Annotated in this window: 37 protein-coding genes and 1 tRNA gene; 28 read left to right on the top strand and 10 right to left on the bottom strand. The window is 39.7% G+C overall.

The features are described 5' to 3' along the window. The first annotated feature begins 3 nt into the window (after window positions 1-3). The 5 genes from efp (at window position 4) to KNQ97_RS04170 (ending at window position 4,550) form a co-directional block, all read left to right on the top strand. The gene (gene efp / locus KNQ97_RS04190) at window positions 4-573 is read left to right on the top strand and encodes an elongation factor P (RefSeq protein ID WP_000035083.1); all 570 of its coding nucleotides are present in this window, start codon (window positions 4-6) and stop codon (window positions 571-573) included. Between the two features lie 166 nt (window positions 574-739). After that, window positions 740-2,836 carry a carbon starvation CstA family protein gene (locus tag KNQ97_RS04185; protein ID WP_000380470.1) on the top strand — a complete coding sequence of 699 codons (2,097 nt, stop codon included), beginning with the start codon at window positions 740-742 and terminating at the stop codon, window positions 2,834-2,836. Between the two features lie 2 nt (window positions 2,837-2,838). After that, on the top strand, window positions 2,839-3,141 hold the full coding sequence (locus KNQ97_RS04180; RefSeq protein WP_001009533.1) for a YbdD/YjiX family protein: 303 nt from the start codon (window positions 2,839-2,841) through the stop codon (window positions 3,139-3,141). 168 nt (window positions 3,142-3,309) lie between these two features. Then, a tRNA-Val gene (locus KNQ97_RS04175) sits at window positions 3,310-3,386 on the top strand. 144 nt (window positions 3,387-3,530) lie between these two features. Then, window positions 3,531-4,550, top strand: a complete 1,020-nt coding sequence (locus KNQ97_RS04170; protein ID WP_188139650.1) for a site-specific integrase — start codon at window positions 3,531-3,533, stop codon at window positions 4,548-4,550. A 29-nt stretch (window positions 4,551-4,579) separates the two neighbouring features. On the opposite strand, the gene KNQ97_RS04165 is transcribed toward KNQ97_RS04170, so the two are convergent. The 10 genes from KNQ97_RS04165 to KNQ97_RS04120 all read right to left on the bottom strand — a co-directional run bounded on the left by KNQ97_RS04165 (window position 4,580) and on the right by KNQ97_RS04120 (window position 8,498). After that, on the bottom strand, window positions 4,580-4,861 hold the full coding sequence (locus KNQ97_RS04165) for a hypothetical protein (protein ID WP_001113835.1): 282 nt from the start codon (window positions 4,859-4,861) through the stop codon (window positions 4,580-4,582). After that, complete coding sequence (locus KNQ97_RS04160; RefSeq protein ID WP_253611918.1) at window positions 4,854-5,105, bottom strand: hypothetical protein; 252 nt, start codon at window positions 5,103-5,105, stop codon at window positions 4,854-4,856. The genes KNQ97_RS04165 and KNQ97_RS04160 overlap by 8 nt, the downstream gene beginning before the upstream one ends. Next, entirely contained in the window at window positions 5,105-5,419 is a 315-nt protein-coding gene (locus tag KNQ97_RS04155) for a hypothetical protein (protein WP_367398836.1), read from the bottom strand. The genes KNQ97_RS04160 and KNQ97_RS04155 overlap by 1 nt, the downstream gene beginning before the upstream one ends. Window positions 5,420-5,436: 17 nt before the next feature. Further along, the gene (locus KNQ97_RS04150) at window positions 5,437-5,712 is read right to left on the bottom strand and encodes a hypothetical protein (protein ID WP_032035835.1); all 276 of its coding nucleotides are present in this window, start codon (window positions 5,710-5,712) and stop codon (window positions 5,437-5,439) included. Then, the gene (locus KNQ97_RS04145) at window positions 5,709-6,338 is read right to left on the bottom strand and encodes a 3'-5' exonuclease (RefSeq protein ID WP_253611916.1); all 630 of its coding nucleotides are present in this window, start codon (window positions 6,336-6,338) and stop codon (window positions 5,709-5,711) included. Before KNQ97_RS04145 ends, KNQ97_RS04150 begins: the two co-directional genes overlap by 4 nt. Continuing rightward, entirely contained in the window at window positions 6,335-6,760 is a 426-nt protein-coding gene (locus KNQ97_RS04140) for a peroxidase (RefSeq protein ID WP_253611915.1), read from the bottom strand. Before KNQ97_RS04140 ends, KNQ97_RS04145 begins: the two co-directional genes overlap by 4 nt. Window positions 6,761-6,842: 82 nt before the next feature. Continuing rightward, a complete protein-coding gene (locus KNQ97_RS04135) occupies window positions 6,843-7,214 on the bottom strand; it encodes a hypothetical protein (protein ID WP_253611914.1) in 372 nt (123 codons plus the stop codon). Then, window positions 7,214-7,375 (bottom strand): hypothetical protein, encoded by a 162-nt coding sequence (locus tag KNQ97_RS04130; RefSeq protein ID WP_253611913.1) that lies wholly within the window; start codon window positions 7,373-7,375, stop codon window positions 7,214-7,216. The genes KNQ97_RS04135 and KNQ97_RS04130 overlap by 1 nt, the downstream gene beginning before the upstream one ends. Then, window positions 7,372-7,611: a hypothetical protein gene (locus KNQ97_RS04125; RefSeq protein WP_195196929.1), complete on the bottom strand. Its 240-nt coding sequence runs from the start codon at window positions 7,609-7,611 to the stop codon at window positions 7,372-7,374. The genes KNQ97_RS04130 and KNQ97_RS04125 overlap by 4 nt, the downstream gene beginning before the upstream one ends. Window positions 7,612-7,778: 167 nt before the next feature. Further along, on the bottom strand, window positions 7,779-8,498 hold the full coding sequence (locus tag KNQ97_RS04120) for a hypothetical protein (protein WP_253611912.1): 720 nt from the start codon (window positions 8,496-8,498) through the stop codon (window positions 7,779-7,781). 199 nt (window positions 8,499-8,697) lie between these two features. On the opposite strand from KNQ97_RS04120, the gene KNQ97_RS04115 reads away from it, so the two are divergent. The 23 genes from KNQ97_RS04115 (at window position 8,698) to KNQ97_RS04005 (ending at window position 24,299) form a co-directional block, all read left to right on the top strand. Continuing rightward, window positions 8,698-8,991, top strand: a complete 294-nt coding sequence (locus KNQ97_RS04115) for a hypothetical protein (RefSeq protein ID WP_253611911.1) — start codon at window positions 8,698-8,700, stop codon at window positions 8,989-8,991. Beyond that, on the top strand, window positions 8,975-9,466 hold the full coding sequence (locus KNQ97_RS04110) for a phage regulatory CII family protein (protein WP_233749121.1): 492 nt from the start codon (window positions 8,975-8,977) through the stop codon (window positions 9,464-9,466). Before KNQ97_RS04115 ends, KNQ97_RS04110 begins: the two co-directional genes overlap by 17 nt. After that, the gene (locus KNQ97_RS04105; RefSeq protein ID WP_253611910.1) at window positions 9,466-12,213 is read left to right on the top strand and encodes a DUF5906 domain-containing protein; all 2,748 of its coding nucleotides are present in this window, start codon (window positions 9,466-9,468) and stop codon (window positions 12,211-12,213) included. Before KNQ97_RS04110 ends, KNQ97_RS04105 begins: the two co-directional genes overlap by 1 nt. 363 nt (window positions 12,214-12,576) lie before the next feature. Further along, window positions 12,577-13,041 carry a hypothetical protein gene (locus KNQ97_RS04100; protein ID WP_159141664.1) on the top strand — a complete coding sequence of 155 codons (465 nt, stop codon included), beginning with the start codon at window positions 12,577-12,579 and terminating at the stop codon, window positions 13,039-13,041. A 162-nt stretch (window positions 13,042-13,203) separates the two neighbouring features. Continuing rightward, window positions 13,204-13,563, top strand: coding sequence for a hypothetical protein (locus KNQ97_RS04095; protein WP_253611909.1), 360 nt, complete (start codon window positions 13,204-13,206; stop codon window positions 13,561-13,563). Between the two features lies 1 nt (window position 13,564). Further along, window positions 13,565-13,786, top strand: coding sequence for a phosphohistidine phosphatase (locus tag KNQ97_RS04090; RefSeq protein WP_114229384.1), 222 nt, complete (start codon window positions 13,565-13,567; stop codon window positions 13,784-13,786). Continuing rightward, on the top strand, window positions 13,773-14,081 hold the full coding sequence (locus tag KNQ97_RS04085) for an HNH endonuclease (RefSeq protein WP_032035813.1): 309 nt from the start codon (window positions 13,773-13,775) through the stop codon (window positions 14,079-14,081). Before KNQ97_RS04090 ends, KNQ97_RS04085 begins: the two co-directional genes overlap by 14 nt. Continuing rightward, window positions 14,078-14,803 carry a hypothetical protein gene (locus KNQ97_RS04080; RefSeq protein WP_253611908.1) on the top strand — a complete coding sequence of 242 codons (726 nt, stop codon included), beginning with the start codon at window positions 14,078-14,080 and terminating at the stop codon, window positions 14,801-14,803. Before KNQ97_RS04085 ends, KNQ97_RS04080 begins: the two co-directional genes overlap by 4 nt. A 188-nt stretch (window positions 14,804-14,991) precedes the next feature. Next, complete coding sequence (locus KNQ97_RS04075; protein WP_253611906.1) at window positions 14,992-15,456, top strand: hypothetical protein; 465 nt, start codon at window positions 14,992-14,994, stop codon at window positions 15,454-15,456. 1 nt (window position 15,457) lies between these two features. Beyond that, the gene (locus tag KNQ97_RS04070; protein WP_253611905.1) at window positions 15,458-17,149 is read left to right on the top strand and encodes a terminase large subunit; all 1,692 of its coding nucleotides are present in this window, start codon (window positions 15,458-15,460) and stop codon (window positions 17,147-17,149) included. A 54-nt stretch (window positions 17,150-17,203) separates the two neighbouring features. After that, a complete protein-coding gene (locus KNQ97_RS04065) occupies window positions 17,204-17,809 on the top strand; it encodes an HK97 family phage prohead protease (RefSeq protein ID WP_253611903.1) in 606 nt (201 codons plus the stop codon). Further along, a complete protein-coding gene (locus tag KNQ97_RS04060; RefSeq protein ID WP_253611902.1) occupies window positions 17,806-19,143 on the top strand; it encodes a phage major capsid protein in 1,338 nt (445 codons plus the stop codon). Before KNQ97_RS04065 ends, KNQ97_RS04060 begins: the two co-directional genes overlap by 4 nt. Before the next feature lie 63 nt (window positions 19,144-19,206). Continuing rightward, window positions 19,207-19,425, top strand: coding sequence for a hypothetical protein (locus KNQ97_RS04055; protein ID WP_253611900.1), 219 nt, complete (start codon window positions 19,207-19,209; stop codon window positions 19,423-19,425). Further along, window positions 19,426-20,694, top strand: a complete 1,269-nt coding sequence (locus KNQ97_RS04050; protein WP_253611899.1) for a phage portal protein — start codon at window positions 19,426-19,428, stop codon at window positions 20,692-20,694. Beyond that, the gene (locus KNQ97_RS04045; RefSeq protein ID WP_114229376.1) at window positions 20,675-20,962 is read left to right on the top strand and encodes a head-tail connector protein; all 288 of its coding nucleotides are present in this window, start codon (window positions 20,675-20,677) and stop codon (window positions 20,960-20,962) included. Before KNQ97_RS04050 ends, KNQ97_RS04045 begins: the two co-directional genes overlap by 20 nt. 170 nt (window positions 20,963-21,132) lie before the next feature. Beyond that, the gene (locus KNQ97_RS04040; protein WP_253611898.1) at window positions 21,133-21,360 is read left to right on the top strand and encodes a hypothetical protein; all 228 of its coding nucleotides are present in this window, start codon (window positions 21,133-21,135) and stop codon (window positions 21,358-21,360) included. Between the two features lie 2 nt (window positions 21,361-21,362). Then, complete coding sequence (locus tag KNQ97_RS04035) at window positions 21,363-21,719, top strand: phage head closure protein (RefSeq protein ID WP_253611896.1); 357 nt, start codon at window positions 21,363-21,365, stop codon at window positions 21,717-21,719. Continuing rightward, a complete protein-coding gene (locus KNQ97_RS04030; RefSeq protein WP_111818337.1) occupies window positions 21,720-22,175 on the top strand; it encodes an HK97-gp10 family putative phage morphogenesis protein in 456 nt (151 codons plus the stop codon). It begins immediately after the preceding gene. Then, a complete protein-coding gene (locus KNQ97_RS04025; protein ID WP_253611894.1) occupies window positions 22,172-22,537 on the top strand; it encodes a DUF3168 domain-containing protein in 366 nt (121 codons plus the stop codon). Before KNQ97_RS04030 ends, KNQ97_RS04025 begins: the two co-directional genes overlap by 4 nt. Window positions 22,538-22,601: 64 nt before the next feature. After that, on the top strand, window positions 22,602-23,081 hold the full coding sequence (locus KNQ97_RS04020; RefSeq protein WP_253611891.1) for a phage tail tube protein: 480 nt from the start codon (window positions 22,602-22,604) through the stop codon (window positions 23,079-23,081). After that, entirely contained in the window at window positions 23,078-23,602 is a 525-nt protein-coding gene (locus tag KNQ97_RS04015; protein ID WP_253611889.1) for a phage tail assembly chaperone family protein, TAC, read from the top strand. The genes KNQ97_RS04020 and KNQ97_RS04015 overlap by 4 nt, the downstream gene beginning before the upstream one ends. Window positions 23,603-23,694: 92 nt before the next feature. After that, window positions 23,695-23,832, top strand: a complete 138-nt coding sequence (locus KNQ97_RS19260) for a hypothetical protein (RefSeq protein WP_367398834.1) — start codon at window positions 23,695-23,697, stop codon at window positions 23,830-23,832. A gap of 56 nt (window positions 23,833-23,888) precedes the next feature. Continuing rightward, window positions 23,889-24,299, top strand: a complete 411-nt coding sequence (locus KNQ97_RS04005; RefSeq protein ID WP_253611888.1) for a hypothetical protein — start codon at window positions 23,889-23,891, stop codon at window positions 24,297-24,299. The last annotated feature ends 58 nt before the right edge of the window (window positions 24,300-24,357 follow it).

The raw sequence follows: 24,357 nt of genomic DNA, 5'->3' as shown, positions 1-24,357 counted from the left end.
GTCATGGCCAATTATTCTACAAATGATTTCAAGCCAGGCCTTAAGGTCATGCTTGATAGTAACCCATGTTCAATCATGGAAAACGAATACGTAAAACCGGGTAAAGGCCAAGCGTTCAACCGTGTAAAATTACGTAACCTTAAAACTGGTAAAGTTTTAGAAAAAACTTTTAAATCTGGTGATACTTTAGAAGCTGCTGACATCGTAGAAGTAGAAATGAACTACCTATACAACGATGGCGAAATGTGGCACTTCATGGACCCAGAAAGCTTCGAACAAATTGCAGCTGACAAAACTGCAATGGGTGATGCTGCTAAATGGTTAAAAGACGACTCAAATGAAACATGTACAATCATGTTATTCAACGGCGTTCCTTTAAACGTAAATGCACCTAACTTCGTTGTGTTGAAAGTTGTTGAAACTGATCCGGGCGTACGTGGTGATACTTCTGGCGGTGGCGGTAAGCCAGCTAAGCTTGAAACAGGTGCGGTTGTTCGTGTTCCGTTATTTGTTCAGCAAGAAGAAAGCGTTCGTGTAGATACTCGTACTGGTGAGTATTTAGAGCGTGCATAATAGTTAAAAAATAAACTATTATCGAAGGGATGATGTCAATCATCCCTTTTTTTATGCGAAAGTATAAGAGGAAAAAGAACAAAGGAGGAGTAGAGTCACAAGGATTGAGCAGAGAACAGTACATAACAATATAAAACTGCTGTAATTATTTATTGAGAGGTTAAGAATGGACACAATGCAAGCGAAATCTACGCTTCCCTCCAAACTGGTCTGGAGCCTAGTAGCAATTATAGGTGCTATTTCTTTCGGGATGCTGGCGCTAAGTCGTGGTGAACATGTTAATGCAGTATGGTTGGTACTGGCAGCTGCATGTGTGTATAGCATCGCATATCGATTTTATAGTCTATTTATTGCAACTAAAGTATTTGAATTAAACCCGAGACGGTTAACTCCTGCACATCGTTTAGCCGATGGCTTAGACTATGTGCCAACAAATAAGTATGTACTGTTTGGACACCACTTTGCCGCGATTGCCGGCGCAGGGCCATTAGTCGGGCCGATTTTGGCTGCACAAATGGGCTTTTTACCGGGCACCATCTGGTTATTGGTTGGTGTCGTTCTGGCGGGTGCAGTACAAGACTTTCTAGTTTTATTTATATCAACACGCCGTGATGGCCGTTCACTGGGTGAAATGGCAAAGCAGGAGCTTGGTCCTTTTGCCGGTATTGTGGTCATGTTGGGCGCACTTGGGGTAATGATTATTATCCTTGCAGTATTGGCTTTAGTTGTTGTGAAAGCACTTGCACATAGTCCGTGGGGTGTCTTTAGTATTGCAGCCACTATTCCAATTGCATTGTTCATGGGCGTTTACATGCGCTTTATTCGTCCGGGACGTATTGCAGAAGTTTCAATTATTGGCTTCGTTTTAATGATGCTGGCAATTGTGTATGGTGGACATGTTGCCGCAGATCCATATTGGGGTGAGTTCTTCACTTTAACTGGAACACAGCTCACTTGGTGTCTCATCATTTATGGTTTTATCGCATCGGTACTACCGGTTTGGTTGCTATTAGCACCACGTGATTATTTATCTACTTTCCTTAAAATCGGGGTTATTCTTGGTTTGGCAGTCGGTATTGTGATTGCATTGCCTGACCTTAAAATGCCTGCTGTTACCCATTTTATTGATGGTACAGGTCCGGTTTTCTCAGGTAGCTTATTCCCGTTCTTATTTATTACCATTGCCTGTGGTGCCATTTCAGGTTTCCATGCGCTGGTATCGAGTGGTACGACACCAAAACTTGTTGATAACGAAGTTAATATCCGCATGATTGGTTACGGCGGTATGCTTATGGAGTCTTTTGTCGGGATCATGGCGATGATCTGTGCGACAGTATTAGATCCAGGTGTGTACTTCGCGATTAATGCGCCAGCAGCAGTGCTCGGTACAACCGTAGAATCTGCAGCGGAAGCTGTACGTAATTTAGGCTTTGTTGTTACGCCTGAAATGTTGACAGTTTTAGCTCAAGAAGTGGGTGAAAGCTCAATCCTTTCACGTACAGGTGGTGCGCCTACCTTTGCTATTGGTATGGCTCATATCATTTCTGAAATCTTTAACAGCCGTGCCATGATGGCATTCTGGTATCACTTTGCGATTTTATTTGAAGCATTGTTCATTTTAACTGCGGTAGATGCAGGAACACGTGCTTGTCGTTTTATGGTGCAAGACACGGTTGGTATTGTTATTCCGGCGGTTAAATCTTCAGGTTCATTCTTTGGTAACTTGTTAGGTACGGCCGTTGCGGTAGGTGGATGGGGCTTCTTCGTCTATCAAGGTGTGATTGACCCACTTGGCGGCGTCAACTCATTATGGCCTTTATTTGGTGTGGGTAACCAAATGCTGGCTTCGATGGCACTCATTTTGGGTACCGTGATTCTGTTCAAAATGAAAAAAGAGAAGTATGTGTGGGTGACGATCATTCCAACCATTTTCTTGTTCATAACGTGTATGACAGCAGGGTGGCAAAAGATTTTCCACGAAAACCCGAAAATCGGTTTCTTGGCTCAAGCACATAAGTTCTCCGATGCGATTGCTCGTGGTGAAATTCTTAAGCCTGCAAAAACCATTGCCGAAATGCAAACTATTGTGATGTCGAACCAGATTAATGCTGCACTTTGTGGCTTCTTTATGATTGTATCGATTGTCATGATTATTGCCTCAATTGGTATTGTTCGTCGTGCTTTAGCAAGTCCAACACCGACTGTAAATGAAGCGCCTGCGGTATATACCGATCCTGAAGTGGTTACCACTCGAGGAGAATAAAGATGAACTTTAAATTTGCAAAAAATGGTACTGTCATTATTGCGAAAATCATCAAAATGACCGTGCTTTCGCAAAAAGAGATATTACTCTCTCCAAAGAACTGGTCACGTATCGCAACCTTGTGGCAGCGTTTACAGCAAAGCTTCCGACTCATGGTTGGTGTGCCGGACTATCAAACGTATCTGGAGCATATGAAAGCCCATCATCCAGATTTAACACCTATGGATGCACAAACTTTCTATCGACATTGTGTTGATGCAAGATACCCATCTGCAGGTGGTACTTTGAAGAAGTGCCCTTGTTAAGTTGACCTTGATATTTGGCTAAACAAAGACGGTATGTGGTTGAACCATGTACCGTTTTACTTTTTGGGAAATGAAAAAGAGTTTGCTCAAAGTCTGCTCATTTGTATTTTTTTCACTGGTAAATCACTTGTTTTGCTTTTGAAAAATGAATATGATGCTTTCCATCTTAGGCGTATAGCTCAGTTGGTTAGAGCGCTACGTTGACATCGTAGAGGTCTCCAGTTCGAGTCTGGATATGCCTACCAAGATATATCAAGGACTTATAAGCAATTCAGTAGCTTATAAGTCTTTTTTTATGCCTGTTTGACGCATTCAGTACTTGGCAGAGTTGGAAATTTTGGCAAAAAATGGCAATATTTCCACGCCATTTGCGACAAATCTGCGACAACATGAAGCTACCTACACCGCGTAAAAGAGGTGAGACATATACAATTACCGTTTCTCATCAAGGGAAACGGTATTACTGTACCAGAGATACACCAAAAGAATGCTTGCAATGGGCAGCATTAAAATTACTAGAATTAAAATCACAATCGCGTATAGATGCTGGTGAAGAGAAGCCAAAGTTTTTATTTCGTGATTTGAGCAATAAGTACTTTCAGGATGTTGGACAGTTTAACCCTTCTAAATCTTCACGAGATTGGATAAAAGGGCAGCATAAAAATTTTGAAATGAAGTTTGGTGCTTTGGCTCAAAAATCAATTTATGAAATTACTCCCAAAGACTTAACTAATTGGCGTAATAAACGCTTATCAGAAGTTAGTGAAAATACAGTATTAAAAGAAATATCACACTACAGTGCAATGTTTACATTCGCGCAGAAAGAACTGTTTTTGATTGATGAAAACCCTTGGATGCAAATGACAAAACCCAAAAAGCCAAAAGCTCGGGACCGTCGCATACATCCTTCAGAAATAGATTTAATGCTAAAGGCTTTAGATTATGAAAGGGGCAGTGTTCCAGTGTTGCCACAGCACTATGTTGCTTGGGGTTTTTTATTCGCCATAGAGACTGCATTACGTCGTGGTGAATTGTTGGCAATGGCAAAGAAAGATATTTATGACGGTTATGTCCACCTGCCAAAAACTAAGAATGGAGATTCAAGAAACGTACCTTTATCTGAAGAGGCAAAAGAATTACTAAAATTAATTCAGCACACTGGACGCAATATTATCCCTCAGTCTGAAAATGCATTTAGATTAATGTGGGAAAAAAGAAAAGCGAGTATTGGTCTTAATAACCTTCATTTTCATGATACTCGGCATGAAGCAATTACACGTATGGTTAGAGTCAGAAAATTACCTGTTGAGGTATTAGCCAAAATAACAGGCCATAAGAAAATTGATGTCTTGGTAAATACTTACTATAACCCTGATGCAACCGATCTGATTGAAGCATTTAACGGATAAAACTAAGCCCGCATAAAGCGGGCATATAATTAATTTTTTCTTTTAGGTCCACGTCGGACTTTTTGATTTTTTAATATCGCATCGGCTGCGTCTGGATCGTACATATGCTTGCCGTTAGTACCTTGGTTGATTGAAATGCATTTTGTGCGAATGGTTTCATCTGATAGGCCATATTTAGCAACCAGCTCGGCCACAGATACCAACTTACGCTTTTCAAGCTTCAAGGCGGTAACTGTACCGCCAAGAAGCATTTGACCGAGAACGATTTGAGGTGCTGAATCTGCTTCAATCGTTACGATAAATTCAGGCATTATTCCCTCCATCATTTTGAGACATTTCATCCAACGCTTGAGCAAACAGTTTCATGCCTTCACGTAAATGACGCGCGTATTTTTCTGGCGCTGGATCGGCATAGATAAAACGTCCACCATGTGAAACAGGTACAGGTGGATTAAAGCCTGCATTTCTATACACGCTCATGATGTGCCCACCTAGCAACGACTCCAGCTTTTGAATGGTTTTTGGGTCTTGCAGCTTTTCGATATATGTAGCCATTACCAGTCACCTCCACTTAATCGGCCTACTAAAGCATCGCTATAGATTGCAACTAGCTCTTTTTGTGATGGCTCTCCATGCCGTGATGCATGGGAATCCCCTAAAAGCAGGGCCATCCCATCATTAGGGCTGTAATAATTGGCGTCAGGAAAATACTCACGTACTTCATCAAGAAGCTTTGCAAGTGCTGTATTTAAGCGCATAAAGCGTTTTTCAAAGTTCGGGTTAGCCGTGTAAAGCAAATCGCTTGCATCAAGTTTGCCTTCAGCAAGAACTGCCAAAACTTCAGCTTCAGTTAAAGGATGATAGCTCATGTCTTTTGAAATTCTTTTCATGGTTTATCCTTAACTAAACTTGACCATTGGTAGGTTTGACCATTTGATCCCATTATTGCTTTGCAATTTGGACAGCGTTTACCTCCACCTCTTAAGGACCATTTGAAAGCTTTAAAATCATCTTTACAAAATGCACAACGGACCATGTAATATGACTTTCCATGTGCAGCACTATCATAAAGAAAGGTTGAGTATCTCTCGGTAACATCATCTGCTACTGAGTTTTTAGTGTGATTGCGTGTATCACTAAATCGAATTGGTCTAATTTTCATGCCTTAACTCCTTCTACTGGATAAAAAGACATCTTGCCGTTTTCATCAAAATGAACTGCAATGCTGATATCCTTATCATCAATAAGGGCTAGATCCATTCCTTGAAAAAGTATGGTTTTTAATTGCTTAGTTGCTTCGATCCAGTACATTGCTTGGTTGATCGCATCATCTAGAGCATTGTGAGCTGTGCCTGTTTTTTCAAATTCAATTTGAGGCATAAACACACGGAAAGTTCTAAAGCACATTTCATGATAAAATTCCCATGGTTTTTTCATTTGCAGTTTTTCAAGAATATTATTAGTCCATCGAATATCTGCGAGTGAGCCAGCGCTCCAAATCTCAGTGCATTCATGCTTCATGAAAAGTCCTACAAGCATTCCCATTGCATAGCCAATATTGGTTGTTCCACCAAAAGCAGCTTTATGGGCTTCTTCTGATTGTTCTTTCCACCACGCAAGAGTGCTTTCAGAGATTGTGCAACCAAGGTCTAGGCATGATTGTTGATCAATCTTTTCGCTGATGCAGTCAACAATACCAGTCTCATTAAATACAACAGCGCCCATGCTTAAAATGACAGGGCATTCACCCACATCAAGTGTTTCAAAATCAACCATTAGTCTATTCATTGTTTTTCATCCTGTTCAATTTCCAACATTGCTTCCTTGATCTTTTTATAATTCTCGGCAGAACAAGGACGGGTGAAGTTTTTAATTTGTGAAATAAAAGATGGGGCACAATCTAGTTTTTGAGTTAAGAGTGTGCCGCGGCCTGTGCTTTGGCCTAGCCATTTGATCAATTCATTAATCTGCGCTCTGGTAGCTCGTTTACTACTTTTCTTTTCAGCCTTTTTTGCTTTGTGGTTTTTGATAGATTTAGTCATCATTTCACGCAAATTTGATTGAGCGCTGATTGGCTGATTGTTGAAAGACCAGTCAAGACCACTTTCGCCATGTGCTAGCTTTTTAATTTCATTGCCTTGTGCTAACCAAGCTTCAACTTGATCATTAAGGCTTTGCTTTAAATAAGAATGTAACGGGCAAATAAGCATTTAAAGGCCCTCCAAGTGACTGACAATGAAATAGGCAGCAAGTAATACTGTAAGAAACGAAAAACCTTGGAACTTTTCCATATCAATCTCTCCAGTAATCATCATCAAGATTTTCTTCTTCCCAACGTTTCCAAAATTTAGAAACGCAATCAGAACATCTTTGATATACAGGTCCATGGCTCCCTTCGTCTGGATCGCGATAGGAAGAAAGTTCAGGGATTAAAGTTTTACAACGAGGGCATTGTTCCCATTGTGAAGGGTCATTTAGTTTTTGTTTTTTGTGAGCTTTATATTCATCTAAGCATTCTTGACACATATTTGAATATTCAGCTCCAAAACTATCTGCTTCTACACAAATGCGGCTTACTGCTTCGCGGTCATGATGTCGGTCGCATTTTGTGCCCCATTCATCATCCTCAACACAAACAAAACGATTAGGTAGCGGAGCTATCATCACTTGTCTCCTTCATTCTTATTTTGGAATAGTGCTTGGTAAGCCACAGACTCGCTTACAGGGTTTAAAGTTGTTGTGCCGTATTTCAGACCGAGAAACGTGCAAGCTGAGAAGGCTGCAAATAGGGCAATATTGAAGACAGCAACTTGAGATACTTTCATCGTGCTGCTCCTATGTACTGGATGCGGTAAGCAGTGCGTACTTTTTTAAGTAGCTGGTGCTTTTGGGCTAAATTGATGTCTTCACTTTCATAAGCTGCATCAATAAATGCGGTTGCTGTGTTGCGAGCCTCATCGAGCTGTTTGCTGGTTACTGCTTCACTGATAAGTTCAATAGCTTCGTTGATTTGATCAACTGGGCTAGGTTGATTTTTTACATTAATCAAAATAATCACCATTATGGTCACTTTGGTGATTGAATTATTAATCACTAAAATCAAAAGTGTCAATATAGAAAAAATGTTTTTATCATCAAAATGGTGATTTAATTATGAAAAAAATATCAAAAATATAATAAAAAGATATAAAAAAAGTGGCCTAAGCCACTTTTTGGTGATTTTAATAACTATAAATCTGGTGCTAGAAATGCCTTAATAGGTGAAATTCTTGCTATATTTTCTTTGAGAATATTGATTTTTTCACCGTCGATTGAATCAAGAGCAATCAAAATATCTTGTTCATATAAAAATTCACCTGCGAATATTTTCTCGTCTTTGGTGAATATCAGTGTTTCAGCTCCAGATGTAGCTGCTCCAGAAAATTCACAGATAATTGTGTATCCATTTCGGTAAGGTTTTGAATATCCAGTCCCTTTAATAAGATACGCTACTGGGTTAGCAATCCCTGGTGGAGCATATATATTTTTAGTTTCATCAATATTTTCCGTTACTTCCAAATTTTCCCCCTTCGATATTTTCAGAATATTCATGAGTGGGATCATTTTAAGCGGATTATTTTGATTTAAGCTAGGTGTTTCATCATCATTTTTTTGATTTTGTTGAGGGCCTGCGTCATAGCCTGTCGTATTATGCGCTTTCATAATAACTTTAATCGTATTCTCGTCTTGAGGACTATCTAACCAGCCACGAGGTAATTTTAATGCTGTTGTAACTTTTTCAGCAAATTTACTTCCAATTTGCTTAGGATTCTTTTGGCTAAGATATTGATTTAAATTATTATAGCCACTACCAATAAGGTCTGCGAAATCGCTTCTACTGGTAGAATATTTTATAAGGAGTAGGAGATTTCTTTTTCGGGTTTGATATACATCGGATAAAATTTGCATAGTTTCCCAACTTATTTCTTTCAATACTGTCAATCGCCACAGTAAAAGCGTTGCATTTAAATGCTTGGAAGGCAATTATCAATCAAAAATCGCTGATTAAAAATCACCAAAAAATCAAAATAAATTGATTTTTGTATTGACAAATCAATCAAAAAAATCAATATTCTCACCATTAAAGTGACCATTATGGTGATTTAGTATGTCAAATTCTGATTTTTCATTTCATAAATTTATCTCTGATCAAAATCCAGAAGAGCTTGAGGCATATGCCGAAAGAGCTGGAACAACGGTCTTGTATTTAAAGCGACATTTAATCCATAAAACTCGCGTACCTCGTATCGAGATGATTGAAACTTTAGTTAATGCGTCAAATGGTGCATTCAACAAAATCCAATTTATTGCATGGCTTTATGAACTGGACGCATCTTATCTTGCTCCAAGTCCTGAAAACATGACTATTTCAGGAGGATTTAAACATGCAATTAACGCTTAGTGAACGTCGTGAACGTGCTGTGTTAACACTTGAGCAGGCTTTAAAAGCTGCTGTGTCAAATAGCAATGAATGCTTAATGGCCCAAATTGCAGAAAATAACGGTTTTAATATCAATACATTCCGCAATTCTATTAATCCGACAACTACAACTCATAAAGCAAATATCCACCACTTTGAAGCGATTCTTTCAGAAACCAAAGATGAGCGAATTATGGATAGTGTTTGCGCTATTCATGGAAATGCCGCTTGGTTTGAGCTTCCCGAAACTACATTGCTGGTAGATGCGAATTTTATGACGTCTATCGGAATGCTTGCTCGTGAACAGGGTGATCTTTCCCAATCTGTAGCACAGGCAATAGCCGATAAAGTTATTACAAGGGATGAAGCGGCTGTAATTCAAAAAGACGTTTTAAATTTAATTCGTGTTGCATTGAATCTTTACGCAATGGTTGAAGCTTTTATGGAGAAAGAATAATGGCTCTAAGGTTTGATCAAGTACGTGAAGCAGCCGAGGGCCGTTGGAAGGATTTAATTTTCCCAGCTTTTGCCATTCAAGTTCCTGCGAAGAAAAACCAGCATGGACCTTGTCCAATTTGTGGGGGTAAAGACCGTTTTAGATGTGATGACAAGCAAGGGAAGGGTACATGGATCTGCAACCAATGTAATGCGGGTGATGGTTTTGCGCTTATTGAAAAGTCTAGGAACATGGATTACTCGGCAGTACTTCAAGAGGTTGGAGCAATTTTGGGGTTATCTGGTGACTCCAAAATAACTGAAGCTGATAAACAACGCTGGAAAGATAAAGCAGAAGCAGATCGTATCAAGGCTGAACAAGAGGAGATTAAGGCGAACGAGGCTGCCGCAAAGCGCGCAGAACGTGAGTCTAAATGGCGTAGTTTTGACCGTGATTGTCCATATTTGGAACGTAAACAGGTCAAAAATTTTGGATGCCGTATCAATGGGAACGGCCATTTAATTGTTCCACTTTTTGATATAAATGGGAAAATCTGGAACCTTCAAACAATTCATCCTGACGGTTTTAAACCATATTTGAATGGGGGCCGAATCAACCACTGTTTTTATATGTTAGGCCAGATTGCTGAACCTAAACAGGTCGTTTGTATCGCCGAGGGTTACGCGACGGCTGCAAGTATTTATGAGGCGACAGGCTACACAACTATTGTTTCTTTCCAGTCAAGTAATGTGGACAAGGTAGGGATAGCAATCCGTTCTAAGTTTCCTGAAGCTCAAATTGTTTATTGTGCAGATGATGACAGTCACAGTAATCCTCCAGATGCAGGCTTAAAAGCTGCGAATAAAGCTGTGGCTGCCACAGGCGGGCTGGTGATTTTACCCGACTTTAGTACAGTTAACAGCAAAATGGGTCATGACGGTAATGAGGGGCAGCCGCAAGCATCATCTTCTTATCCATCCGATTTTAATGACTTACATGTGTTAGTGGGGTTGAGTGAAGTGCGGAGGCAGATTGAAGAGAAAATTAACTCTTCGACCATTACTGCGCCTTCTCCCCGCACCCCTCCCGCTCAGGCAAGCCAAGATTTGGGGGTAATGTGCCAAAATAGTGCGGAAAATAAAGTTCAAGCTATTGATTTGAAAGGTGATTTTGAGCTTGATTTTGCACCACCAATGAATGAAAAGCCTAGTGTAGATTCGGCTACTAACAAGAATAAGGGAGAAATCATTGAATTTGAACGTCCTGAATTCTCGCTAGAAAAGTGTCTAGGTCGATTTATGCTTGTGGAAGGTAAAACAGATATTTGGGATGACTACAAAAAGAAGGTCATTAAGTCTTTAGCTTTCACAAAAATGGTGGGTAAATCTGTTGCCAATCGCTGGCAAGCCCATCCCAAAAGAAAAATGATTGATGCTGATGCCTTGAAAAAACAAATTGATGATCAAAATGCAAGTGATGCTACCGATCTCCTTGGGCGCTTTGTGCATCTTGAAGGGACTTTGGAGTCATGGGATACCATTAACCGAGAACGCATTAAAAATATTGCGATTAAAGAGGCGTATCCAAATCAATATGAGATTTGGGCCAAATCGCCCCACCGTCGAATGATTCGTCATGTTGATTTAGTTTTTGATCCGACCAATTCAACCAAAGAGCATCAAATTAATATTTTTACTGGTCTAGAGGTTACAGCTTTAGTTGATCCAGACTCGGCAGATCAATTATTGCCGCTCAAGACTGCATATGATAAGGCCAAAAGTTTTATCGACTTACTGCGTCACCTTTGTGGTGAAGAAAAGGCTGCATTTGGGTGGTTGTTAAGATGGTTAGCGTACCCTCTACAAAACAAAGGGGCAAAAATGGCAACCTCTGTTTTAATGCACGGAAATATTCATGGAGCTGGTAAATCTTTGTTTTTTGGGGCTGTCATGGAGAAAATTTACACTATTTACCATAAAACTTTAGATCAGCGCGATTTAGAGAGCCAATACAATGATTGGGCCGAACAGGTGTTGTATTTGCTATTTGAAGAAATATCAAACAACAAAACCAAGCATGGCATGATGGGTTTTATTAAGCATTTAATTACTGGTAGCACGCTATCAATTCATCAAAAATTCTTGGCTTCAATGCGCCAAGCGAACCACATGAATTGTGTATTTTTATCCAACCATACTCAACCGCTACCGATTGAAGAAAATGACCGTCGTTTTTTAGTCTTGTACCCGAAATCAACTTTACCACCCGACCTACTGGAGAGAGTTGCACGTGATCTCGATTCAAAAGAAGTAATTCAAGCATTTTACACAGCTTTGCTACAAGTGGATTTAACTGGTTTTGATGCTCACACAAAGCCCCCGATGACAGAGGCCAAAAGGGACATTATTGAATATACCAAAGCGGGTTATGACACGTTTGTCACTCAATGGATAAAGGGTGAAACGGATTTTCCATATGTGAGTTGTACGTCTATGCAGCTCTATGATGCATACCAAAAGTGGTCTAAAAGGACAAATGAACACGTTGTGAGCCAAAAGCGCTTTATGGGTGAGGCAAAGAAATATGGAATTGTTTCTACTACAGATCAAAAGCATTGGCGCAAGCCTAAAGGCACAAGAGGGCAAACTAAAGTGATTATTGTTGGGGTGCCTCCTGAAGATGTGCCATTGCAGGACTGGCTGGGTGAACAGATAGATAAATTTGACAAGGCGTTCGATGGTGGTGATAATGTTCCGATGCCTATATAAATATAAAAATCAAAGCTTTATGTGTACCATGTGTACCTTTATGTGTACCATTCAAAACAATGGTACACGTCTGCAAGCCTTATATATCAATGCTTTTAATCCTATGTGTACCATGTGTACCATTTGCGCACGCGCGCGTATACGTAAAAGTAATATCTATATTGAATTAACAACCTTCAAAGCACTTCTTAAACCATCACTCAAAAAGCATTCTCACGTAAGAGAACTTTATATAAATGGTACACATGGTACACATTTAAGTGAAAGCTTTATATATAAAGGCTTTCCAGTGTTTACCTTTTCCAAAAATCATAAACAGATTGTACACATGGTACACACTGATAATTATAAGTGGTGATTTGAATGGAAAATTTAATACGGTTATTGAATCCAAAAACTGTTAATTATGAAGCGATTAGAGTCGACAACACTAGGCCTTTATATACGGCTCAAGATGTAATTTTGGCGATTAGTTATGCAAAATTGACCAAAGTGCAAACAATTCTTTTTGGTATGTATGCACTAAATGCTTATGAGGAATCTGAAATTTTGGAATTAATTCATCCAATCTTTAATTTAATCCACAAAGGTGAGCAAATTATTTTTGAGGAAAAACGCGAGAAGGCTTTGTTAATTGCATTGCTTGAGTTATGCAAAGTTCCAGCTACTTACAAACCAAGTGAGAGAAACAGGGCAGTATTAGCTGGTGTTAGTCGTATGCAAGTGCAACGTTATTTAAATGAATTAGCAGACTTCTACAAAGAACTTTTAGAAAATGAAATCAACAAAGCAGCACAGAAAATTGAGGGAGCATTAAAAAATCACTAAAATAGTGATTAAATCACTTGACGGGTGAGCCAGTTTTGATCTACATTTCACCATAATGAATAATTGTAAGTTTTAAAGTTAATTCCTTGGAGGCCACGGCCTCATTTTCAAAGGGCTGTATGTTTCGGAAAGCATACAGCCCTCTTTTTTTGAGGATTATTTATGGGCCGAAAAGATCGAGAGGAACATTGGAGACATCAAGAGGCGATGGCAGCTAAAGCCGATAAGGTTTTAGAACGGGCAAGTAAGAAAGGCAGCAAAGAAAAGACTTGGCGCGGAGTAACAGCGGATTTCATTGCTGTTAACGAATTATGCAGTGATTGTGCCCGTCGTGGCTTTGTTTCAGTTGCATGCAAGGTTGCTCACAAAACAGACCCGAAAACAGATCGGGTTTTATTTTGGGATCGTAATAACTGGCTGACTCTTTGCGAAAGTTGTTATGAACGCAAGATTGCTGATTGTCCCTTGGTTGTTCTGGAACCTATTTCGACCAAGGCTGATTTATATCTAGTCGAGGATTGAAATGTCTGAAGAAGTGATATTGCTGGGTGATCCAGTTGTATACCGAGATGACATCAACAACGGATTTGATGAGGTTGGTGTGGTGGTTCAAACAGGATCATGTTTCAAGGTGCTGTGGAATGGTGAGCATCATCCACGAGTTCAAGTCATCGGGCAGCTACGCTTAGCCGATCTGGATGAAGTTGAGGCAGGGCAAAGGATTATTAAAAATGAGACTACCTAAACTTGGTTCATCAAACTTACCAACGCTTAAAAGCAATCATGCGACTTTACCAAAACCTGAAAAGAATTATGGCAAGGGTCGTGGTGGTCGTTCATGGCGGAAGCTTAAACAACAAGTGCATGAGCGTGATGATTGGACCTGCTGCCATTGTGGTTGCATAACCATGGAGCTTGAATGTGACCACATCGTAAACACGGCTCAAGGTGGTACTGATGATCTGGATAACCTCCAGTCATTGTGCAAGCCATGTCATGACAAGAAATCATTAGCTGAAAGCAAGGCAGGTATGCGATGAATACAGCTGCAAAACATGATGAATTAATTCGAAATCAGTTTGAATTAGAGTTTGCTCCAGTTCGGCACTTGCTTGCATATGTATCTTATTCAAATCAAATGAGTTCATATGTACCCAAAGGAAGTGACGAGGAATCAAGAATAGCTGCATCACTTGTCAATATTGCTTGGACTTCATGGTTATATCAGCAGGCTAAGATTAATGCTAAAGACAAGTTACTAATCCAGCAGGGCCAAGCATACAACGAGCAAAGCCAAAAGGTTAAAGACTTAGAATACAAACTAAGTCTTGAGTTTACATTGGTTCCTCAAGATGTATCGCTTGTGTTGGTGCGTGTAGATTACTCAAAGTTCTACAGTTCAGAGCAAGCTCGTGCAGAAATTGCATTTATTAAAAAGCATTTCAGCAAAGTAAGTAAGACAGTGGTTGTTCTTGACTCCAAGTATTCATTTGAAACTTTAACTGATGAGCAACAGCGCGCTAAATGTTGTGGAGTATTTCATGGTGATATTCGTGATATCCCGACTGAAGGTACATTCATAGTCCCTAGAGGTGAGAAGGTCCTAAATGCTCCAAAGGCAACAAGGGTTAAGTCATCAACAATAACTGTCACTGTACGTGATATTGATAAAACCGATTCAACCTCATCTGAGGCTGATGAACTTAGAGAAAGGATTAGTAAAGCAATAACTCGTGGAACATCAAAATTAGTTAAAAGATAATGCACCTTTGTGGTGCATTTTTTGCATGACGGGGGGTATCCAAAAATTATTTTTTGGGTCTCCGCGGACACCGCCCCCCTTTCTCATTTGTAAAAAATTTTCCTATTTTCAAAGAAGTAAATAAACTTTTTTAGAAAATAGATAAATTTCGATAATTCTTGCCAATATTTTGCACAATGGAGGTAAATATGGCTTTGACTCAAAGAAAGAAAGCGTTTGCCCATGCAAGATTACAGGGTAAGAAAAAAGAGGAAGCTGCGGTGCTGGCGGGCTATTCGGAACGCTCGGCAGCTGCTAAAGGATGCCAATTGGAGAACGATCCTGATGTAGTTGCATATCTGGCGAGCTTGAATTCTCAGGGGGGCGGGGGGCTGGACGCTACACCTTTAGGTGAAGCAGCTATTCAAGCCGAGTTCCGAGCGATGGAGAATGTATCAAATTCATTGGATTTTTTGAAAACAATTTACAAAAATCCACGTATTGATCAAAAAACAAGAATAGAAGCTGCGAAAGCTGCTTTGCCCTATGAGTTTGGTCGTGTCGGTGATAAGGGACTTAAAGAAGGCCGTGAAGATGAAGCTAAAGAGACAGCAAAAACTAGTAAGTTTGCAACAGCAGATGAGCAGCGTAAACAACAGCAAAGAGTGAGTTGATATGTCTTCGATGTCCCCGATCTGGAGTACAGCTTGCCCAGATTGGGAAAAGAAGATTTTAGCCAAAGAATCTTTAATTGCTTGTAAGCCGTTATTTCCAGATGAAGCCGAAATGGCTTTGCGTGTATTTAAAGAATTAATCGTTGTCGATGTATCTGGTAAACCAACAATTGGCGAGATTACAGCTCAATGGGTTTTTGATTTCGTTGGAACTATTTTTGGTGCTTATGATTATCAAAGCAACCAGCGGTTAATTAATGAATTTTTCCTGCTCATAAGTAAGAAAAACACAAAATCAACAATGGCAGCGGGGATTATGCTCACTGCTATTATTTTAAATAGCCGTGAAGCAGCAGAATTTATCATCCTTGCACCGACTAAAAAGGTAGCTGATAACTCATTCATACCAATGAAAAATATGATTCTGAATGATCCAGAATTAAAAGCCCTTTTTAGTGTTTCACCGCATACCAGAACGATTACGCATCTTGCGACTAAAGCTGTTTTAACCGTGGTAGCCGCGGAAACAGGTTCTAGTGCTGGTGCAAAAGGTGCATATATTTTAGTGGATGAGCTTTGGGTATTTGGTGAACGTGCCAATGCGGAGTCAATGTTGGAAGAGGCAACGGGTGGTATGACTTCTTTTCCTGAAGGCTTCTTGATTTGGCTATCAACTCAATCTGATAAGCCGCCAGCAGGGATATTTAAAAAGAAATTAGATTATGCCCGTAAGGTACGTGATGGGGAAATTGAAAACCCTTCATTCTTACCTGTTTTGTATGAGTTCCCGCAAAAATTACTTGATGAGGAAAAATACTTAGACCCTGATTATTTTTATGTCACTAATCCGAACCTTGGACGTTCAACACATGTTCGTTATTTGTTGAATAAGTTTGAGCAGGCGAAGGAAAATGGCGATGAGTCTCTTCAATTATTTTTAGCTAAATATTTGAATGTCGAAATCGGCATGAATAAGCGAGCTGACCGTTGGGCTGGTGCTGATTTTTGGATGTTATCAGCTTACAAAGATAAGTTATTTGTAGAGTCTATTCTTGATCTAAGTGAAATCTGCACTGTTGGTTTCGATGGTGGCGGCCTTGATGATTTGTTTGGTATGGGCGTGATTGGTCGTGATAAAAATGATCGCTCACTTTGGTACTGCTGGAACCGAGCATGGGCACATCCTATTGCGCTTGAACGTCGAAAAGACATTGCTCCAACGTTAAGAGATTTTCAGCAAGATGGTGATTTAGTCATCGTTAATGAAGTTGGTGACGATGTCCGTCAAGCAGGTATGATCGTAAAGCGGATTTATGACGCTGGCAAACTTCCTGAAAAGGCTGCAATTGGGCTGGATAAATTGGGCATGCCGTCCTTACAAGATGGTTTGCTTGAAGTTGGTTTGCCATTTGAGTTGCTTATTGCCGTTCCACAAGGTTTTGCATTGTCTGGATATGTACAGACTACGGAACGGAAAGTGGCCGAAGGTAAATTTTTACACGCTGGTCAACGCATGATGAACTGGTGTGTAGGAAATGCGAAGGGGGTATATCAAGGGAATGCCTTGACGATCCGTAAGCAAGAATCAGGGAAGGGAAAAATTGACCCATTAATTGCAACGTTTAACGGGGTGGCTTTGATGTCAATGAATCCTGAGCCTCCATCATCAAAAGTTAGTGTGTTTTTTATTTAAGTTTTCTAATTTTCGAGCGACCTAATAGGTCGCTTTTTTTTGGAGTCTAAAAAGATGAAGCAAGCCTATAGTTTGCTCGAAATCAAAGCAGTTGATGAAGAGCAATGGGTGCTTGAGGGGATTGCAACAACGCCAACGCCTGACCGTGTTGATGATGTTGTGGAGCCTAAAGGTGCTCAATTCACCTTACCAGTTCCATTTCTTTGGCAGCACGATAAACGGCAACCAATTGGACAGGTTACTGAGGCAATCGTTACTGATGCAGGAATTCAAGTCAAAATTCAGCTGACTAAGCCTGATCAAGTTGAATCAGAAACCTTAAAAGCCCGTCTTCAGGAAGCATGGGACAGTATAAAAACTGGCCTTGTTCGTGGTTTGTCGATTGGATTTCGTGGGCTTGAAATTGCCGACATTCAGGGAACATGGGGCTACAAATTTATTAAATGGGATTGGTACGAGCTGTCAGCCGTAACTATTCCTGCAAATCAGGAAGCAACTATTACTGGAATTAAATCCTTATGTAATAAAGCTCCAGAAAAAACACCAACTGAGCCACAACAAAAAACTTTGCCTTGTGTGCCACCTCAACCTGTTGTTCCAACGTCAAAGCATGTCGTTGTGAAATTGTTTAATGAAGAATCTCAAGGAGTAAAGCTATGACGCTTGCAGAACAAATCGCAGCAATCAAAAAATCTATCAGTGAAAAGATGGATGAGATTGTAAAACTATCGGGTGCTTCAATTGAAAAGGGTGTAACACCTGATGAAGAAACTGAAAATAAAATCAAAAGTATTCAAGGCGAAGTTGATGTATTAAAGGCAAATTTACAGCGTCTTGAGGATATTGAAAAATCTCAAGCAGAATGGGGAAAATCTACACCCGTAAATGGGCAGACCGCAAAACAAGGTAAAGACTCAGCAGGTGGTGTGATTGAAGTAGTTGAAAATTTACCTAAAGGTATCGGCCTTGCAATGTTGGTACGAGCAAAAGTAGCTTCACAACAATTAGCAAAAAATCATAGTGAATATGTAAGTGCAAGTGATTTACTCAAATCATGGGATGCTCCAGAACGCGTATTAAGTGTTGCAAAAGCAGTGGTAGGTACTACAACGAGTTCTGATTATTCAGCTTTAGTTAACTCTCGAGTTTTGGCTACTGAATTTATTGATCTTTTACGTCCACGGACAATCATTGGTCAAATGAAGGGATTCCGAAAAGTACCATTTAATATCACAGTCCCAACTAAAACTAATTCAAGTATTGTAAATTGGGTTGGTGAGGGGCAAAAAAAACCAGTCACTAATCTCTCTTTTGGTAAAACAAGTCTGACCTTCGCTAAAATTGCAGGGATTGTTCCTTTTACAGATGAATTGGGACGTTTTTCAGATCCTAATGTTGATGAAATGGTTTTGCGTGATTTACAAGATACGATCCTTGAATTCATGGATGATCAATTTCTTAATCCAACAAAAGCAGAAACTACAGACAGTCCTGCTTCAGTATTGAATGGGGTGGACAAAATCACCGCTTCAGGTGTTACAGCAGATGCAATTCGTACTGATTTGCGTAAACTTCGAGCCAAGTTAATCTCTGCAAATATCTCATTGACAGGGGTTTATTATGTGATGAGTGAAACTATGGCAAGTTTCTTATCCGACTTGGTTGATGCCTTGGGTAATCCAATCTTTAAAGGTATGGATGCACCAGTTGGGGAAAAAACTTTAAAAGGTTTGCCTGTTGTTGAATCAGAGAAAGCTGGGAAGTGGATCGCATTAGTTAAGCCTTCTGAAATTTTATTAGCCGATGACGGTGGTATTGATCTCTCTATATCAACTGAAGCTACTCTTGAGTTTAATGATGGTACAAATGACGTATCCGTCAATTTATGGCAAGAAAACATGGTTGGGGTGCGCGCTGAGCGTTATGTGCGTTGGAAAAAACGTCACGCGAATGCAGCTGGCTACATCGATTATTCAGCTCAAACAATTGAATAAACACTTAGATTTAAAAAGCAGCTCTTTAGCTGCTTTTTTTATTCCTGTTTGTGAGAGGTCTCTATGTTAGTTGAATATCTCAAAGATGCGCCATTAGGAAAAAAGGGTCAGATTGCTACAGTGCAGGAATATGAAGGGAGAGTTCTTACACTTTTGGGTTTTGCTAAAAAAATTGATTTGTTATTAAACAAAAATGGTGCAGCTGTAGTTGATGATTTCGGTTCATTGGTCGTTCTTGACAATGAAGAAAAGCAGACTAAAAAAGGTAGAAAGGGTAAATAAATGGGATTTTTAGGCAATATTTTCCGCAAAAAGTCCATATCGCCCGTTTCTGGCTCTGGTGGTTGGACTTCAGTAATAAGTGAACCATTTACGGGTGCTTGGCAACGAAATATGGAGTTGAAGCGTGAAGATTTGCTCTCATTTCATGCTGTTTTTACCTGTGTTTCGTTAATTTCAAAAGATATTGGGAAACTACCTTTAAAGCTTTGTAAAAAAGAAGGTGAAATCTGGGTTCCTACAAAAGATAAGCGATTTGAGTTTCTTGAAAAGCCTAATCGCTTTCAAACAATGCAACAGTTTTTGGAATACTGGATTATTTCAAAGGTTACGCGTGGCAATACCTATGTTTTAAAGTTTCGAGATGCTTTCGGTGAAATTATTGGATTAATTGTATTAAATCCAGATTTAGTTAAGCCATTGGTTAGTGAAACTGGTGAAGTTTTTTATCAAATCAGTATCGATAAATTGGCTCAAGTAGATCAGTCCATCATTTTGCCAGCTTCAGAAATCATTCATGATCGTTGGAATTGTTTTTATCATCCTCTTGTGGGATTGAGTCCTATTATTGCTTGTTCTTTGGCTGCATCCCAAGGCATTGCCATTCAAAAATATGGAGCAAGTTTCTTTGCAAACATGAGTCGACCAAGTGGCATTTTGACAAGTGCAGGGAAGATTGACGAAGAGGATGCTAAGAAAATTCGTGATGCATGGAATCAGAATTATTCATCGGGGAATGTGGGTAAAACTGCAATTCTTGGCGGTGATATGAAATATGTCCCAATGGCAATTCCTGCCGCTGATGCTCAAATGTTGGAACAACACAAGATGAGTGCTGAGGTTGTTTGTTCTGCATTTCATGTTCCACCTTTTAAAGCTGGTGTAAGTGGGCTACCGCAAGGCTATAAAGTTGAAGATATTAACTTAATTTATTACGTTGATTGTCTTCAAAGTCCAATTGAAGCTATTGAAAACCTTTTAGATGATGAGCTGGGTTTAAAAGAGCTAGGTTATGAGGTCTTTTTAGATGTAGAAAGTTTTATTCGCATGGATTCTTCATCAAAAATGGACTTTTACACCAAAGGTGTAAAGGGTGGTGTTATTGCACCTAATGAAGCCCGCATTAAATTCAATCTTAAACCTGTGGCTGGTGGCTGGTCTGTTTATATGCAACAGCAAAACTTTTCATTGGAAGCTTTGGCGAAACGAGACTCGCAAGATGATCCTTTCTCAAAAAGCAATGGAGGGAATAATGCCGCTAACAGTGAATGATGTTGTCCGTCATCTTAAGTACGATGACGGCAGTGCTGATCTAGATGATTTGCAAAGCTTGCTAGATGTAGCTGAACAGGCTGTAAAAGATCATGTGTTGACTAAGTACGATGCAGAAAACAAAGCTCAGCAACGTGCAATTTTATTATTGTGCGGGTATTACGATAAATATCGAAATTTGGAGGGTGAAATGCCCACTAATGGTTTTTTCCTGCCACAACCTGTATTGGTCCTACTCAATCCATATTACAAGCCATTGGCGATTTAATTATGGACGAGTTCATAGAGTGGGTAAAACAAACGCCACATTATAAAAACCTCATTTTTATGCATGGAGATTGTCTCTTCATTCGTGAAAATGGGGTTTTTAAGATTTTGGCAATTCAATTGGCTTATGAGGCTTGGACAAAATGACATGTTCAGGATGCGAGGCGAGACGTGAATGGCTTAAACAAAACCTCCAGCGAGCAGAGCGAAAACGGAAATTGCTGTTGCAATGGCTCGCTGGTCAGCGAATTGATTCTAGTGGTTCGGGATTTAATTCAGGGGGTCAAGGCGCAGAACGAAGTGATGGCCCAAATCATGGATCAGAACAGTGAGTTAATCTCAATGTTGCAATCTGATGATGAAGATGATGACGATAATCCTGAATATTTGAGTGAATAATTATGTCGGGTGTTAGTGCTGGAGAGCTATGCCATCGAGTCACAATACAACGTGATGAAGGCTCGAAAAGAAATGATGATGGTTATCCAGATCCTGCTAATTGGCAGGATTATTTACATTTATGGGCCAAATTTACACCGTTGTCTGCACGTGACTTAATTGCAGCTCAAGGGAATCAGTCACAAGTCATTGCACGTTTAAAGATACGACATCGGACGGATATTGATAGTTCAATGCGTGTCATTTTCCGTGGTGTGAAATATGCAATTGATGGCCCTGCTTTAGACGATCCTGAGACTGGGAATATTTACAGTACTTTTTTGCTTTCAAGTGGGGTGGAAAAGTTCAAGGAGGATTAATTGGAATCCTTTGCAATTTGGAGTGGTGAAGAAAATGTATCACGTAAATTACAACAATTAGCTGATCCGAAAGTAACAAGGCGTATAGCAAGAAAAGCTGCTCGAAAGGGCGTGAATAAAGTGCGTGATGCTGCACGGCAAAATGCTCAGTTAATTGATGACCCTGAAACTAGGGCAAATATTGCAAAAAATATAAAGGTTGCCGCAGGAAAAACTGGCAATAGAGACTTGATCAAAATGCGTGTTGGTGTTGATGGCGGTGCTTCATTTGCCGCAGCACTCAAGCTTACCAGTGGGGGTGATACTCGTCACTGGCGCTTTGTTGAGTTTGGTACTGCCTTTGTACCAGCTATTCCTTTTATGCGTATTGCTTTCTTCAGCAAAATGGATGACGTGATTGAAACCTTCGCCCAAGTCTTTAGTGATGAATTGGATAAGGAGTTGGCGACATTATGAGTTATCTGCCAATTTATAAAACTTTAAAAGAATCTCCTGCTGTTGTTGCACTTTTGGGTATAGAGCCAAGAGTTTATGAAGATGTTGCACCAGTTGTGGCAGAGGTTCCATATGTTGTTTGGCAAGAGTTGGGGGGTAAATCCCTAAACTATGTAGATAATATGCCAGCCGATAATGATGAAGTTATGTATCAGGTAAAAGTATATGACACTAAGGCAAATCGTGCTTCAGAAGTACGAACTGCTGTCCGCAAGGCTCTAGAGCTTTATTGTTTCATCATGAATCCGCGGATTAGCGGTGTAGACCCTCAAACTAAACAATATTTCCGCGGCTTTGATGCCAGTTGGATTCATGAAGCTTAATTAAATTATTTAAACATTGGCACCCAAATCGGGTGCTTTTTTATTGCCTATAGGAGCAAATCTCATGGCTAAAAAAGGTATTGTAGGTAAGGGTACAGAATTTTGGGCTTTGCATGGCACTGTTCCGACATTAACCAAATTACTTTGTATTAAAACCTTCGATTGGGGGGATGAAAACTACGATGAAATTGAAAGTGGCTGTCTTGACGATCCTGATGTAGACAAAAGTGAATTTGTACTCGGTAAGCCGGGCGACGGTTCAATTGCAATTGATACCGATCCAAAAAATGCAACTCACTTATTAGTGCTTGATTTTGCAAAATCGCTTGAAAACTTTATTCTGTATGCTGGTTATTCGGATGGTACAGGTGTTCCGACCTTGACAGGTGGTAATGTCGACCTACCAGATACGCGCTCATGGTCATATGCAGAAGTTAAATTGCGTCGTGGTAAACCAGTCATTGAAGCGAAATCGCTTCTTAATCATAGTTTGCCGTTACGTCGTCAATCTGAAATTATTGATGAGTGGAAGGTTACAGCATGAAGCTCAAATCATTAAAAGGGGTAACAAAAATCGCTGCTCCAGTTGAGCGGACGGTTAATTGGGCTGTTGAAGTTACTGAAGAAAACATTGATTTTCTTCGAGATTCAACAGAAAACCTTGAGCTTCAATTAGGTGAAATGGTGGACCTTTCGGGTCAAGTCTTTATTAAGCGTTTGAGCTTTGAAGATATTGAAGCAACATCAAAAGCTTACCAATGGGACTTTGATTTTGAAAATATTGAAAACTCAAAAGTTATTGGTCTTAACCACCGCCTTTTACGTGCTGCTCAGTTATTGGGATCGGTTTGTGAAGATGAAAAGGGCACTAAGTTCTTTGAATCTGTAGACGATGTATTTGATTCTGACCCAATCTTTGTTGAAGCCTTGTACCAAGTTGCTGACTCGGTGAATAAGTTTTCGGGAAAGTCTCAGAAAAAGAATTCGAAGAGTACGAATTCTGGTGTGAACTTGTCATCTGCGGAATCGGTGGAAACCGAATCGAAGACACATGGCGAAACTTAAGTAACTGGGAAGTTAATATATGGCGAGCTTATCGTGCAAAACGAGGCTCGCTTTTTGTTGGTCGTAGAGTTGAGCAGGCAATAGGTAATTTAATGGCCTTCTATCACAATGGGAAAGTAAAACCAGAAGATCATGCAGATCCAAATGATTTTATGCCTCATGAGGATGAGGTTGAAACTACCTTTGAAGAAGAAGCAATGAAGCGACGTAGAAGACAACAAGCCATCTAAGGATGGCTTTTTGAAAAACATGTTGATAATCTCATGATAAATTTGGGTTTATAAAGTTGAAAGAAATGTATTTAGGGACCTTGTTTGATGTTGAGCTAGTTGAGCCATTAACACATGAAAAAATTTCCGACTTGGTGAAAGCTAAAAGGTTAAAATCAAAATTAATATCTGAATATAAAGGGATTTCAATTTATAGAGCTTCCCAAATAACCCAAGACGAGCTTATAAGTTTTTGTGAAACTTTAAGTTCTGAAAATGCCAAAAAGCTTCTTGATTTGGTTGAGCGAGAGCAATCAATTGTACAAAGTGAATTTAAAGAAAATATTAATAAAATTGATGCAAAGATTGCAGATACCGAAATTGATTTAGTTGAAAATGCGGTAAAAGAGAATATTGAATACACCTATATTTGGTGGATTATTGGAATCATTGCGATTTTTGTGTTTATTGGAATCTTAGTTTTCTAAGAAATACGTATCTTAAAAAAGCACCTTAACGGGTGCTTTTTTTGTGTCTGGAGAAAAG

Source organism: Acinetobacter sp. UC24323 (assembly GCF_024151445.1).
Lineage (GTDB): Bacteria > Pseudomonadota > Gammaproteobacteria > Pseudomonadales > Moraxellaceae > Acinetobacter > Acinetobacter baumannii.
Note: the sequence above shows the minus strand (reverse complement) of the source record. Positions and strands in the feature narration are given on the sequence as shown.

Bases quoted from the DNA above. Each gene is read 5' to 3' on its own strand.
- KNQ97_RS04185 (WP_000380470.1), top strand. From the start codon at position 740: ATGGACACAATGCAAGCGAAATCTACGCTTCCCTCCAAACTGGTCTGG.
- KNQ97_RS04045 (WP_114229376.1), top strand. From the start codon at position 20,675: ATGCCGCTAACAGTGAATGATGTTGTCCGTCATCTTAAGTACGATGAC.
- KNQ97_RS04170 (WP_188139650.1), top strand. From the start codon at position 3,531: ATGAAGCTACCTACACCGCGTAAAAGAGGTGAGACATATACAATTACC.
- KNQ97_RS04085 (WP_032035813.1), top strand. From the start codon at position 13,773: ATGAGACTACCTAAACTTGGTTCATCAAACTTACCAACGCTTAAAAGC.
- KNQ97_RS04105 (WP_253611910.1), top strand. From the start codon at position 9,466: ATGGCTCTAAGGTTTGATCAAGTACGTGAAGCAGCCGAGGGCCGTTGG.
- KNQ97_RS04025 (WP_253611894.1), top strand. From the start codon at position 22,172: ATGAGTTATCTGCCAATTTATAAAACTTTAAAAGAATCTCCTGCTGTT.
- KNQ97_RS04095 (WP_253611909.1), top strand. From the start codon at position 13,204: ATGGGCCGAAAAGATCGAGAGGAACATTGGAGACATCAAGAGGCGATG.
- KNQ97_RS04035 (WP_253611896.1), top strand. From the start codon at position 21,363: ATGTCGGGTGTTAGTGCTGGAGAGCTATGCCATCGAGTCACAATACAA.
- KNQ97_RS04130 (WP_253611913.1), bottom strand. From the start codon at position 7,375: ATGAAAGTATCTCAAGTTGCTGTCTTCAATATTGCCCTATTTGCAGCC.
- KNQ97_RS19260 (WP_367398834.1), top strand. From the start codon at position 23,695: ATGGCCTTCTATCACAATGGGAAAGTAAAACCAGAAGATCATGCAGAT.
- KNQ97_RS04065 (WP_253611903.1), top strand. From the start codon at position 17,204: ATGAAGCAAGCCTATAGTTTGCTCGAAATCAAAGCAGTTGATGAAGAG.
- KNQ97_RS04020 (WP_253611891.1), top strand. From the start codon at position 22,602: ATGGCTAAAAAAGGTATTGTAGGTAAGGGTACAGAATTTTGGGCTTTG.
- KNQ97_RS04125 (WP_195196929.1), bottom strand. From the start codon at position 7,611: ATGGTGATTATTTTGATTAATGTAAAAAATCAACCTAGCCCAGTTGAT.
- KNQ97_RS04015 (WP_253611889.1), top strand. From the start codon at position 23,078: ATGAAGCTCAAATCATTAAAAGGGGTAACAAAAATCGCTGCTCCAGTT.
- KNQ97_RS04110 (WP_233749121.1), top strand. From the start codon at position 8,975: ATGCAATTAACGCTTAGTGAACGTCGTGAACGTGCTGTGTTAACACTT.
- KNQ97_RS04180 (WP_001009533.1), top strand. From the start codon at position 2,839: ATGAACTTTAAATTTGCAAAAAATGGTACTGTCATTATTGCGAAAATC.
- efp (WP_000035083.1), top strand. From the start codon at position 4: ATGGCCAATTATTCTACAAATGATTTCAAGCCAGGCCTTAAGGTCATG.
- KNQ97_RS04050 (WP_253611899.1), top strand. From the start codon at position 19,426: ATGGGATTTTTAGGCAATATTTTCCGCAAAAAGTCCATATCGCCCGTT.
- KNQ97_RS04070 (WP_253611905.1), top strand. From the start codon at position 15,458: ATGTCTTCGATGTCCCCGATCTGGAGTACAGCTTGCCCAGATTGGGAA.
- KNQ97_RS04080 (WP_253611908.1), top strand. From the start codon at position 14,078: ATGAATACAGCTGCAAAACATGATGAATTAATTCGAAATCAGTTTGAA.
- KNQ97_RS04160 (WP_253611918.1), bottom strand. From the start codon at position 5,105: ATGGCTACATATATCGAAAAGCTGCAAGACCCAAAAACCATTCAAAAG.
- KNQ97_RS04165 (WP_001113835.1), bottom strand. From the start codon at position 4,861: ATGCCTGAATTTATCGTAACGATTGAAGCAGATTCAGCACCTCAAATC.
- KNQ97_RS04140 (WP_253611915.1), bottom strand. From the start codon at position 6,760: ATGCTTATTTGCCCGTTACATTCTTATTTAAAGCAAAGCCTTAATGAT.
- KNQ97_RS04075 (WP_253611906.1), top strand. From the start codon at position 14,992: ATGGCTTTGACTCAAAGAAAGAAAGCGTTTGCCCATGCAAGATTACAG.
- KNQ97_RS04115 (WP_253611911.1), top strand. From the start codon at position 8,698: ATGTCAAATTCTGATTTTTCATTTCATAAATTTATCTCTGATCAAAAT.
- KNQ97_RS04145 (WP_253611916.1), bottom strand. From the start codon at position 6,338: ATGAATAGACTAATGGTTGATTTTGAAACACTTGATGTGGGTGAATGC.
- KNQ97_RS04055 (WP_253611900.1), top strand. From the start codon at position 19,207: ATGTTAGTTGAATATCTCAAAGATGCGCCATTAGGAAAAAAGGGTCAG.
- KNQ97_RS04060 (WP_253611902.1), top strand. From the start codon at position 17,806: ATGACGCTTGCAGAACAAATCGCAGCAATCAAAAAATCTATCAGTGAA.
- KNQ97_RS04135 (WP_253611914.1), bottom strand. From the start codon at position 7,214: ATGATAGCTCCGCTACCTAATCGTTTTGTTTGTGTTGAGGATGATGAA.
- KNQ97_RS04155 (WP_367398836.1), bottom strand. From the start codon at position 5,419: ATGAGCTATCATCCTTTAACTGAAGCTGAAGTTTTGGCAGTTCTTGCT.
- KNQ97_RS04150 (WP_032035835.1), bottom strand. From the start codon at position 5,712: ATGAAAATTAGACCAATTCGATTTAGTGATACACGCAATCACACTAAA.
- KNQ97_RS04090 (WP_114229384.1), top strand. From the start codon at position 13,565: ATGTCTGAAGAAGTGATATTGCTGGGTGATCCAGTTGTATACCGAGAT.
- KNQ97_RS04100 (WP_159141664.1), top strand. From the start codon at position 12,577: ATGGAAAATTTAATACGGTTATTGAATCCAAAAACTGTTAATTATGAA.
- KNQ97_RS04120 (WP_253611912.1), bottom strand. From the start codon at position 8,498: ATGCAAATTTTATCCGATGTATATCAAACCCGAAAAAGAAATCTCCTA.